9 protein-coding genes are annotated in these 11,641 nt (G+C 60.4%); 3 read left to right on the top strand and 6 right to left on the bottom strand.

Translation table 11 applies throughout. The annotated features are described in order from the left end of the window. Positions 1-11: 11 nt before the first annotated feature. On the bottom strand, positions 12-1,139 hold the full coding sequence (locus BT204_RS11590; RefSeq protein WP_003193533.1) for a branched-chain amino acid ABC transporter substrate-binding protein: 1,128 nt from the start codon (positions 1,137-1,139) through the stop codon (positions 12-14). A 341-nt stretch (positions 1,140-1,480) separates the two neighbouring features. Between BT204_RS11590 and BT204_RS11585 the strand changes: the two genes are divergently transcribed. Then, entirely contained in the window at positions 1,481-1,783 is a 303-nt protein-coding gene (locus tag BT204_RS11585) for a DUF2288 domain-containing protein (RefSeq protein WP_034125956.1), read from the top strand. Between the two features lie 228 nt (positions 1,784-2,011). Here the strand turns inward: BT204_RS11585 and BT204_RS11580 are convergent, their stop codons facing one another. Then, complete coding sequence (locus BT204_RS11580) at positions 2,012-4,273, bottom strand: putative bifunctional diguanylate cyclase/phosphodiesterase (protein ID WP_072446873.1); 2,262 nt, start codon at positions 4,271-4,273, stop codon at positions 2,012-2,014. 139 nt (positions 4,274-4,412) lie between these two features. Continuing rightward, on the bottom strand, positions 4,413-4,781 hold the full coding sequence (locus BT204_RS11575) for a YkgJ family cysteine cluster protein (RefSeq protein ID WP_034125958.1): 369 nt from the start codon (positions 4,779-4,781) through the stop codon (positions 4,413-4,415). 253 nt (positions 4,782-5,034) lie between these two features. On the opposite strand from BT204_RS11575, the gene BT204_RS11570 reads away from it, so the two are divergent. Beyond that, on the top strand, positions 5,035-6,381 hold the full coding sequence (locus tag BT204_RS11570; RefSeq protein WP_072446872.1) for a spinster family MFS transporter: 1,347 nt from the start codon (positions 5,035-5,037) through the stop codon (positions 6,379-6,381). A gap of 175 nt (positions 6,382-6,556) precedes the next feature. Here the strand turns inward: BT204_RS11570 and rapA are convergent, their stop codons facing one another. Continuing rightward, positions 6,557-9,403 (bottom strand): RNA polymerase-associated protein RapA, encoded by a 2,847-nt coding sequence (rapA, locus tag BT204_RS11565; RefSeq protein WP_034125960.1) that lies wholly within the window; start codon positions 9,401-9,403, stop codon positions 6,557-6,559. A 219-nt stretch (positions 9,404-9,622) separates the two neighbouring features. Between rapA and BT204_RS11560 the strand changes: the two genes are divergently transcribed. Then, a complete protein-coding gene (locus tag BT204_RS11560) occupies positions 9,623-9,964 on the top strand; it encodes a hypothetical protein (RefSeq protein WP_014717286.1) in 342 nt (113 codons plus the stop codon). On the opposite strand, the gene BT204_RS11555 is transcribed toward BT204_RS11560, so the two are convergent. Together BT204_RS11555 and BT204_RS11550 are read right to left on the bottom strand one after the other, a co-directional pair. Beyond that, positions 9,961-11,142: an aminotransferase class V-fold PLP-dependent enzyme gene (locus tag BT204_RS11555; protein WP_072446870.1), complete on the bottom strand. Its 1,182-nt coding sequence runs from the start codon at positions 11,140-11,142 to the stop codon at positions 9,961-9,963. The genes BT204_RS11560 and BT204_RS11555 overlap by 4 nt on opposite strands. Further along, positions 11,139-11,609, bottom strand: a complete 471-nt coding sequence (locus BT204_RS11550) for a RidA family protein (protein ID WP_057975632.1) — start codon at positions 11,607-11,609, stop codon at positions 11,139-11,141. Before BT204_RS11550 ends, BT204_RS11555 begins: the two co-directional genes overlap by 4 nt. Positions 11,610-11,641 lie beyond the last annotated feature (32 nt).

Below are 11,641 nucleotides of genomic sequence, written 5' to 3'. Positions count from 1 at the left end.
TAACGCCTGGCTTACTGAGGGGAAACTTCGGTTTTTGGTTTACCGAAGTGCCATTCGTAGACCACGAACTTGAAGTCCTTCAGGTCGCCCTTGGCGTCGAAGCTCAGATCGCCGGTAGGGGTCTTGAAGGTACCCGCGTGGATGGCCTCGGCCACTTTGGCGGTGTCTTCGCTCTTCGCGGCAGCGATACCGCCGGCGATGACTTCAACTGCCGAGTACGCCGGGAATACGAACGGACCGGTTGGGTCCTGTTTGTTCTTGGCGAACTCTTCAACGATGGCTTTGTTGGCAGGGTCGGTGTCGAAGGATTTCGGCAGGGTCACCAGCAGGCCTTCGGAAGCGCCCTGGGCGATTTGCGAGATGGAGTCGTTACCCACGCCCTCTGGGCCCATGAACTTGGCGTTCAGGCCTTTTTCCTTGGCTTGGCGCAGGATCAGGCCCAGCTCAGGGTGGTAACCGCCGTAGTAGACGAAGTCGACGTTGGCTTGCTTGAGTTTCTGGATGATCGAGGAGAAGTCTTTGTCACCGGCGTTCAGGCCTTCGAAGACGGCAACCTTGGTGCCTTTTTCTTCAAGGGTCTTCTTCACGGCGCTGGCGATACCTTCACCGTATTGCTGCTTGTCGTGCAGCACGGCAACGATTTTCGGTTTCACGTGGTCGGCGATGTAGTTGCCGGCCGCTGGGCCTTGCGCGCTGTCCAGGCCGATGGTACGGAAAATCAGCTTGTAGCCACGGGAAGTGATTTCAGGGCTGGTGGCAGCGGGGGTGATCATGATGACGCCTTCGTCTTCATAGATATCCGATGCTGGCTGAGTGGAGCTGGAGCAGAGGTGGCCGACGACGAACTTGACGCCATCATTGACCACTTTGTTGGCAACGGCCACGGCTTGTTTTGGATCGCAAGCGTCGTCGTATTCCTTGGCCTCAAGCATCTTGCCGTCTACGCCGCCCTTGGCGTTGATGTCTTTGATGGCTTGCTTGGCACCCATGAATTGCATGTCGCCGTATTGCGTCACCGGACCGGTCTTGGGACCGGCGATGCCGATCTTGATGGTGTCGGCTGCGAACGAATGGCCGGCAACCCCAGCCAGGACCATAGCGGCAAACAGTTTGGAAATCTGCTTAGTAGCCTTATTCATAGTGCTCCACTCTTACTGTTGTATTTTTTATAGTTCTAGCGGCCTTGTGAGCTGCAGAACCGGATCAGATATCGCGGATATCCCCCCGGCATTGCCCTGGCAACTGTACCGGTACAGTGTAGAGCGCCGGCTGATCGCTTGAAAAGCTGGCAGCTGGGGGCAAAACCTGGGTATGTCGCTTAAGTGAAAGAAAAAGACAGAATTGCGCCGGGCTCCTAACAGCTTTCAAGGCATTCCTTGGCTTTCCTGGCAGTTTCAATCGCTACTTCATTTGCTACTGGGTTTTTCTGCCTGAGCGACGGGGCTATGATTGCGCCGATTTTCTACTCAGGTGAATTCCCATGACGCAAGAACCAAGCACCCTCTATGCCAAGCTGCTCGGTGAAACCGCCGAAATTTCCTGGAAGGAGCTTGAACCGTTCTTTGCCAAGGGTGCCCTATTGTGGGTCGATGCCGGCCTGGATTTGATCGAGGCCGCCGAAGGAATGGCCGAAGACAACCGTGACAAAGTCGCCGCCTGGCTGGCTGCAGGCACCCTTGGCGAGGTGTCTGCGACGCGGGCATTGGACCTGGTCGAACGGGATCCAAGCTTATGGGCAGTGGTGGTCTCGCCATGGATCCTGATCCAGGAAAGGGCAGCATAAGAATGGCGCGCACGAAAAAGGTGCGTATTTTTCACGCGCTGAAGTGTGTAGCCGAGTAACCGCTGAACGCGTGATGGCACCTTGCCGTAGAGAAAGGTCACAGCCGAGGGTGACGTAAGCGTCACGGGAACAGTTGAGGTCCGAAGGAATGAGTGGCGCAATTGTTTCCAGGTATGACCCGGCGTGAAGAGAAGCAGCGATTACACCACCACTCCCCGTGCCTGCGTCTCAGCGAATCGGCCTGACAATAGACGGCGGGCCGATACGCCCTGGCGCCGGGTCTTTTGGCTGTGGAGCGTCGTTGTTCTCTACGCTGAGCGGGTATAGCGGGTTGCGCATGGCAATCCCCTGCATCACGCCGATGATGTCATTGAAAGGCACCGCCGGGCTGAGCAGGTAGCCCTGGATGTAGTCACAGCCATGCTTGAGCAGCAACTCGAACTGTGCCTGGGTTTCCACGCCTTCGGTAACCACCTGCAAGTGCAGGGTGTGGGCCATGCCGATAACCGCCTGGACGATTTCACTGTCTGCGGTGGATTTGGGAATGTCCTGGATAAACGAGCGGTCGATCTTCAAGGTGTTGAGCGGCAAGCGCTTGAGATAAGCCAGCGACGAATAGCCAGTGCCGAAGTCATCGATGGCCAGTGACACACCCAGGGCGCGAATTTGCCGCAACAGTGCCAGGGTGCTGCTGATGTTGCCCATCAGCGCATTTTCAGTGACTTCCAGTTCAAGTCGGTTGGTGCCTATGCCGGCGAAGCGCAGGGCGTCTTCGATTTCATCGGCCAGTTCGTCACGCGCCAGGTTCAACGCCGAGCAGTTTACCGCCATGATCAACTCGGTGTAGCCCCGGTCAGACAACAGGCTCAGGTCGTGACAGGCCTGGCGCAATACCCAGTGGTCCAGCTCGGCGATCAGCCCGTTGTTCTCGGCAATGCCGATAAAGCGGTCCGGAGCCAGGAGTCCGTGCTGGGGGTGTTGCCAGCGCACCAGGGCTTCCAGGCGCGTGACCTTGCCCAGCTTCATGTCGAAGATCGGCTGATAAAACAGCACCAGCTGGTTGCGCGTACGCAAGGCGGCGCGCAGTTCCTCCTCCAGTTGCAGCTCAAGGAAGGCGCGTGTTTTCAGGTTGGAGCTGAAGAAGTGCAAGCTGTTGCGCCCGGCGTCCTTGGATTGGTACAGCGCCAGGTCGGCAGTTTTCAGCAGCTCTTCGCAGGTGTGGCCGTCCTCGGGAAACAGGCTGATGCCGATGCTGGTGGTCATCACCATGCGCCGGCCAGCCAGCTCGATGGGCTCTTTCATCTTCTGCATGATGCGCTGGGCCATCTGCCGGGCTTCGTCGCGGTGATGAATAGTGATCAGAATGCAGAATTCATCGCCGCCAAAGCGTGCCACTACATCTTCATGGCTGCGTATCGAGCCCTTGATATGCCCGGCCAGCACCGTGAGCAACTGGTCGCCCGCATCGTGGCCAAGGCTGTCATTGATGCGCTTGAAGTGATCAATGTCGAGAAAGATTACCGCCAGCATGCCTTGGCTTCGGGTTTTTTCCGCAACCTTTTCCGCGAAGATCTGATTGAAACCACGGCGGTTGAGCAGGCTGGTCAGTGCATCGAAGTGGGCCACTTGTTGCAGTGAAGCGCGGGCCTGGTCGAGTTCGCTGAGCAGCGCATTGACCCGGCGCAGGTCCCGCTCTTTGTGCTGCAGCTTTTTATCTGCCAGGGCTGCGCTGACACTACTGCCGATCACCAGCAAGGTAATTACCGCCACCGACAACCCCAGTTGAACCGGACTGCCATCCACCGGCAATGAAAGATCCGCGCCAGCGGGCACCAGCATTTGCATGGCCGCCATGCCGGTGAAATGCATGCTCAGGATCCCGGCCCCCAGCACCAGGCTGGCGGCGTATTTGAGCAGTTGGTGAAACATGCCGGTTCCGTTGCGCAGGTAGCTGGACAGCAACAATGCCGCCAGGCTGGCGCCGATGGCAATCGCCACCGAGGCCAGGAACAGCCGTGTTTCGAAGTACACCTGGGCCTGGGAGCGCATGGCCGACATGCCCACGTAATGCATCAGCGCGATACCCAGTCCCATCCACACCGAAGCCACCAGGTACTGATGAAAGCGCAGGTGAGTATGACTGAGGGTCTGCATGGCGAGCAGCGAGGCGATCAGGGCGATCAGCAGCGAGGCGAACGTCATGATCAATTCGTAGTGAATGGCGATGGGGGCCTGGAACGCCAGCATGCTGATGAAATGGGTCGACCAGATTCCGCCTGCCAGGCAACCCGCGCCCAGCCAGCGCCAATGGCGGCGGGCGGTGGGGTCTTCGACATGGCCCACACGTTCGGCCATGTCCAGCGTACCGAAGCCCGCCGCGCAGGCGACCAGGTACGCCAGTAGCACCAGAAAGGGGTTATGACTGCAATTGAGTAATAAATGCCCACTGTCTGGAAGGTCGGTAAAAAAGTGCTGCCCCAGCCATTCCATAGCGTATCCCGTCATAGAGCCATGTCACTGCCAGAGGCGATGACCGATGAGATCGAGTATAGAAGTCTCCGAAGATTTGCCATGAGTAATGGCGTTTTGATCTCAAATTATTTTGACATGCCTTCCATAGCGTTTGGTGCTAAGCGCTGATGGGCAGGTCGAGTTCGAAGTGTGGGGCTTCCAGCGGCGCCAGGCCGAATGCGGCACGGGCGGCGTCGCAATCGACATTTTGCTCGCCCTGGCTCCAGGACGAGTCGAACTCACGGCATACGCTGGAGCGTTGCTCATAAATAGAGCAGCTGGTGGCCTGTCCGACTTCACCTTCAAGGCTGCAGCACCGTGCAGGTTTCTGATCGGTGCCGATCATCGCCACGCGGCTGGGGTTGATCTGCACCACCAGGTCATCGGGCACCGTGCCCCCGGACGAGGCGCACTCACCCCAGAAGAAAGACACGCGAAAGTGTGAACAGCAGGCACCGCAATTCAGACACGGACTGGCTTCGGACATGGGCGTCATCAATAAGAAAAGTAGGAGGAGGGTGCTACGAAAGGCTCGCCATTCTATCCGTGCCATCGCCATTGGGAAGAGGGGCACGCACTTATATTTTCGTGGGCAAAATCCGCTGTTGCCTGGGTGAAATCATGCCCTATCAGCTTTACGAATCATTACAGACAATCACTGCCAGCCTGACTATGTTGCAGTGACCTGAGCAGGATGCATCGGGCATCGCAGCTCTCATAACAATAAAAGAGACGGACCCATGCAGAACTCGACCCAAGCGGCGAATGCCTGGCGCATTCTGTTCCTGCTGTTCCTCGCTAACCTGTTCAACTTTTTTGACCGCACCATTCCCGCGATCATCATTGAGCCCATCCGCATGGAATGGCACCTGAGCGACTTCCAGCTCGGTATCATCGGCACCGCTTTTACCATCGTCTACGCCATTGCCGGGCTGCCGCTCGGGCGCCTGGCCGACACCGGTTCACGCAGCAAGTTGATGGGTTGGGGCTTGTTCGCCTGGAGTGGGCTGACGGCGGTCAACGGCATGGTCGGCAGTTTCTGGACCTTCCTGCTGGTGCGCATGGGCATTGGCATCGGCGAAGCCAGCTATTCACCCGCGGCCAATTCGCTGATTGGCGACCTCTTTCCCGCCCACCGCCGTGCCCGAGCCATGGGGATTTTCATGCTTGGTCTGCCGTTGGGCCTGTTGCTGGCGTTCTTTACGATCGGTGCGATGGTCAAGGCGTTCGACAGCTGGCGCGCGCCCTTCTTTATCGCGGCGGTGCCGGGGCTGATCCTTGCGGTGTTTATGTTCTACATAAAAGAACCCAAGCGTGGTGCGGCGGAAACCGTGCAAGTCTCCCAAGAGCGCGTCGACCGCCCGATCCGTCGCGTGCTGGCTGTGCCGACCTTTCTGTGGCTGGTGCTGGCCGGGTTGTGCTTTAACTTTGCCACCTATGCGTGCAACTCGTTCCTGGTGCCGATGCTGCAGCGCTATTTCCTCATGCCGTTGCAGGACGCGGCCGTCGCGACGGGTGTCATCGTCGGCCTGACCGGTTTGGTGGGCTTGACGCTGGGGGGCTGGATTGCCGACAAGATTCATCAGCGGGTCGCCAATGGCCGACTGTTGTTCGCCGCCTTCAGCTTGATCATCTCCACGGTCACCACCGCCTGGGCATTGCATGCCGGGCGTGTCGAAATCGGGGTGTTTGTCGCGCTGTTCAGTGTGGGCTGGCTGTTTGCCTACAACTTCTATACCTGCGTGTATACCGCGATCCAGGACGTGGTCGAACCACGCTTGCGCGCAACGGCGATGGCGCTGTTCTTTGCCGGGCTGTATCTGCTCGGCGGTGGCATGGGGCCGGTGGTGGTCGGGGCGTTGTCCGATCACTTTGCCCATTCAGCGATGTATGCGGCTGGGGCGCAGCAGATGACAGAGGCTTATAAAGCGGTAGGCTTGCATGACGCCATGTACCTGATTCCAGTGGCGTTGTTCTTGACCATGCTGTTTCTGTTCCAGGCCTCGCGCAGTTTTGTGCGTGATGCCAAGCGGATGAAGGAAGGGTTGAGTGCGGTTGAGGTGCCGGCAGCGGCGGCAACGGCGTGAGACCGAGTGATCGTTCCCATGCTCTGCGTGGGAACGCCGCTCTGGACGCTCTGCGTCCGCTTAAAAGTCGTGACGCAGAGCGTCACATGATGCATTCCCACGCCGAGCGGGGGAACGATCTCTAAGGCTAATAAAAAGGCCCGCATTGCGCGGGCCTTTTACGTTCAGCGGATTATCAACCCGCCACCAACACCCGAATCGCTTCCAGTCGCAGTGCCGCTTTATCAAGCATGGCCAGGCCTTGCTCGCGCTGGTTGCGCAAGGCAACCAGCTCGCTGTCACGTACGGTCGGGTTGACCGCTTGCAGCGCGGTCAGGCGCGCCAGCTCTTCGTCGGTGTCTGCCGCCAGGCGACGCTTGGCTTCGGCTACACGCTCGGCGTGACGCGGGGCGATCTTCTCTTCACCGGCGTTGATGCGCGGTGTGAGTTGGTCGCGCTGCGCCTGTACGAATTTGTTCGCGCTGGCCCGTGGCACGCTTTCCAGCTGGTCATTCAAGGTTACGAACGACACGCGGCCCGACAGGTCATTACCGTTGGCATCCAGCAGGCAGCGCAAGGCGGCCGGTGGCAGGTAGCGACCCAGTTGCAGGGAGCGCGGGGCGACCACTTCGCTGACATACAGCAGTTCAAGCAATACGGTGCCTGGCTTGAGCGCCTTGTTCTTGATCAGTGCCACGGCGGTGTTGCCCATGGAACCGGACAGCACCAGGTCCATGCCGCCTTGCACCATCGGGTGCTCCCAGGTGATGAACTGCATGTCTTCGCGCGACAGCGCCTGGTTACGGTCGTAGGTGATGGTTACACCCTCGTCGTCGCCCAGGGGGAAGCTGGCGTCGAGCATTTTTTCGCTGGGCTTGAGGATCAGCGCGTTTTCCGAATGGTCTTCGCTGTCGATGCCGAATGCGTCGAACAGGGTTTCCATATAGATCGGCAGGGCGAACTGGTCGTCTTGTTCGAGGATGTCCTCGACCAGTGCATCGCCTTCGCCAGCGCCGCCTGAATTGAGTTCGAGCAAGCGGTCGCGACCGGTGTGCAGCTCCTGCTCCAGGCGCTCGCGCTCGGCACGGGCTTCGTCGATCAGGGCTTGCCACTCGCCGTCGTCGGCGGCTTCCAGCAAGGGCAGCAGGCGTGGGCCGAACTGATGCTGCAAGGCGTTGCCGGTCGGGCAGGTGTTGAGGAAGGCATTGAGCGCCTCGTGGTACCACTGGAACAGGCGCTCTTGCGGGCTGGTTTCCAGGTAGGGCACGTGCAGTTCGATCACGTGTTTCTGGCCGATCCGGTCCAGGCGCCCGATGCGCTGTTCCAGCAGGTCGGGGTGGGACGGCAGGTCGAACAGCACCAGGTGATGGGAGAACTGGAAGTTGCGGCCTTCACTGCCGATTTCCGAGCAGATCAGCACCTGGGCACCGAACTCTTCATCGGCAAAATAGGCAGCGGCGCGGTCACGCTCCAGAATATTCATGCCTTCGTGGAACACCGTGGCCGGGATGCCGGAGCGCACACGCAGGGCGTCTTCCAGGTCCATGGCGGTTTCGGCGTGGGCGCAGATCACCAGGACCTTGGTGCGCTTGAGCATTTTCAACTGGTCGATCAGCCACTCGACCCGAGGGTCGAAACGCCACCAGCGGTTCTCTTCCTCGATGTCCGGTTGCGCCTGGAAGCTGACTTCCGGGTACAGCTCGGCGTGTTCGCCCAGGGGCAGTTCGAGGTATTCGTCCGGGTTCGGTAGCGGGTAGGCGTGCAGCTTGCGCTCGGGGAAGCCTTGCACCGCAGCACGGGTGTTGCGAAACAGCACGCGGCCGGTGCCGTGGCGGTCCAGCAGTTCACGCACCAGGCGCGCGCTGGCCTCGGTGTCGCCATCGTTGACGGCGGTGAGCAGGGCTTCACCTTCGTCACCGAGGAAGCCTTGAATGGTCTTGTGCGCGGTCGGCGACAGGCGGCCCTTGTCCAGCAGCTCCTGCACGGCTTCGGCCACCGGACGATAGTTTTCGCTCTCGGCGCGGAAGGCTTGCAGGTCGTGGAAGCGGTTCGGGTCCAGCAGGCGCAGGCGCGCAAAATGGCTGTCCTGGCCCAGTTGTTCTGGAGTGGCGGTCAGCAGCAGCACGCCAGGAATCACTTCGGCCAGTTGTTCGACCAGCGAGTATTCGGCGCTGGCCTTGTCTTCGTGCCACACCAGGTGGTGGGCTTCGTCGACTACCAGCAAGTCCCAGCCGGCGGCGAACAGCGCGTCCTGGGCCTTCTCGTCGTCCACCAGCCATTCCAGCGCAACGAGTGCAAGCTGGGTGTCTTCGAACGGGTTGGTGGCATCGCTTTCGATAAAGCGCTCTTCATCGAACAGCGCAACCTGCAGGTTGAAGCGGCGGCGCATTTCCACCAGCCATTGGTGCTGCAGGTTTTCCGGGACCAGGATCAGTACGCGGTTGGCACGGCCCGAGAGCAGTTGGCGATGGATCACCAGGCCTGCTTCGATGGTCTTGCCCAAACCCACTTCGTCCGCCAGCAACACGCGTGGCGCGATACGGTCAGCGACTTCGCGGGCGATGTGCAGTTGGTGGGCAATCGGTTGGGCGCGTACGCCACCCAGGCCCCACAGCGAGGACTGCAACTGGCGGCTGGTGTGTTCCAGGGTGTGGTAGCGCAGCGAGAACCACGCCAGCGGGTCGATCTGCCCGGCGAACAGGCGATCACTGGCCAGGCGGAACTGGATGAAGTTGGACAGTTGGGTTTCTGGCAGGGTGACCTGCTCGTTCTGCCCATTGAGGCCGTGGTAGACCAGCAGGCCATCGACGTCGTCGACTTCCTGTACGGTCATTTTCCAGCCTTCGAAATGGGTGATGGTGTCACCCGGCGAAAACCTCACGCGAGTGAGGGGCGCATTCCGTAGCGCATACTGGCGAGTGTCGCCAGTGGCCGGATAGAGCACGGTCAACAAGCGGCCGTCCTGTGCCAGAACGGTGCCTAACCCCAGCTCTGCTTCGCTGTCACTAATCCAGCGTTGCCCCGGTTGATACTGCTGCGCCATGCTGCCTGACTCCCGCCGTGAAAAAGCCGACTATGTTAACGGAACACGGCCCGGCGCCCAAGAACTCTGACAAAAACTACGCTGTTTGTACGGGCAGGCGGAAATTGAATCGACGGGTGGCGGGCACTTGAGAGTGTCGACTGAGTCACAGCTTGGCACGCGGGTGCTCAAGTCGCCCTGCCACCCGCCGACAGCCTGTTGATCAGGAGAATAATTATCATGCTGCCACCCATGCTGCCCGTCAGTGTTGTGCCGGTCACGTCGCAACTCGACCCGGCACGCCAGAAACCGGATATTCCGCCGGTGGTGCCCGTTCAACCGGGCTCCAACGAGAGCACGATCGACCTGAAAAAAGGCGATGCCGAGCAATCGACCTTTCTGCTGCGCGAAGAGCAGCGTCGCCAGCAGGAGCAGCAGAAACGCCGGCGTGAAGCCGACGACGACGCGGAGCAGCATTTGCCGATTCCCGGCGACTTGCTCAACGCTGACAACACCGTGCCCGTGGCGCCGCTGATCGAAGACGCGCCGCGCCAGGGCCTGTGGGTGGATATCGAGGTTTAATCGTTCAGTTCGCGCAGCGCCTTCACCAGTAACTCAATCTCGTCATCGGTGTTGAGCGGGCTGACGGAGATGCGCGCAATGCTGTTCAACCCACGTGCTTGCATATCCAGCGGGGTGTAGGCCACGCCATTGGCGCCGATGTTGATGCGCTTGCAGGCCAGGCGTTGCTTGAGTTCAAAGCTGTCCCAGCCGGCCAGGTTGAACGCGATCAAGCCTGAATGCGTTCTGCCTAAGTCATGCAAGGTAATTCCCGGTATCTGACGCAGTGCCTCGCGGATTCGCGCGCTGGTCTTCGAGACCCTTTGCCATACTTGCTCAATCCCCAAGTGATTGATTTCTTGCAACGCATTGCCCAGGCCGGCCAGCAGGGCGAAAGAGACTTCGCTGGTTTCAAAGCGCCGGGCGTCGTTGCGCAGGTCGAAGCCTTCGGCGGTCCAGGGCGCTGAAAACACGTCGCGTTGGGCCGGGTTCAGAGGCGGCAGAAAATCCGGCCTGATATACAGCAGCGCGGTACCGCGAGGCCCGCGCAGGTGTTTGCGGCCGGCGGACTTGAGCACATCGCACTGCAACGCTTGCACATCCACCGGCACCTGGCCGACGGCTTGGCCCGCGTCGATGAAGTAGGGAATGGTATGCCGCCTGGCCACATCGCCGATGGCCTGGGCCGGGTTGATCAAGCCACCGTTGGCCGGCAGCCAGGTGAGGTCGATCAGCTTCACCTTGGCATCCAGCATCGCCTCCAACGCCACCGGGCAGGCCGCGCCGCTGGCATCGCACGGGATGACCTCCACCCGCGCCCCGGCTTGAACGGCCAGTTCCATGCTCGCCAGGTTACCGCCCCATTCGTGGCGCCCCACTAGAATACGATCGCCCGGCTGCCATGGCCCCAGCGCCTGGAAGGCCATGCTCCAGGCCGTCGAGCCACTGCTGGCGAAGGCAATCGATGAGGCGGGCGCATTGAGCAGTTGGCCGGCGGCTCGGCGGGCCTTTTCCACTAAGACGGCACCCTGTTCTCCGGCCTCCATCGGGCCGTCGCGGGCTTCGCGTTGCAGCTGTTCGATGATGGCGTCGAGCGTCGCCTGGCTGGGCAAGGACGCCCCGGCGTGGTTGAAGTGCACGATGCCGGACTGGCAACCGGGCGTGGCTTCTCGCAAGTGCTGGACTTGCAGCGGGGTCATGGCTGCAGCTCGAAAATGGCGTCCACTTCCACGGCGACACCAGCCGGCAGACTGCAGACCCCTACGGCGGTGCGCACGTGCCGGCCCTTGTCGCCGAGGGCATTGACCAGCAGGTTCGAAGCGCCATTGGCGACCAGGCTTTGGCGCTGGAAGTCGGCGCTGCTGGCAATGAACACGCCCAGGCGCAGGATGCGCACCACCCGCGACAGGTCATCGCCCAACGCGTCGCTCAATTGCCCCAGCAGGCCCAGCGCCGCCAATTCCGCCGCTTGGGCGCCATCTTCATCGCTGAGAGAATCGCCCAGCCGGCCAAGGTAGGCAGGTTTGCCATCGGCCATGGGAATTTGTCCCGAGATGAACAGCTGGTGTTGGCTGATCACATGATTGACGTAGTTGGCAGCGGGTTGGCTGGGCGTGGGCAGTGTCAGGCCGAGGGCGTGTACGCGCTGGCGGATGGAATTGGTCATGGTGAAATCCTCTGGTGTCAGAAGGTTCCAGC

The sequence above is a fragment of the Pseudomonas sp. NFPP02 genome, from assembly GCF_900119355.1.
GTDB classification, from domain to species: domain Bacteria; phylum Pseudomonadota; class Gammaproteobacteria; order Pseudomonadales; family Pseudomonadaceae; genus Aquipseudomonas; species Aquipseudomonas paracarnis.
This window is presented reverse-complemented; position numbering and strand designations above follow the sequence as displayed.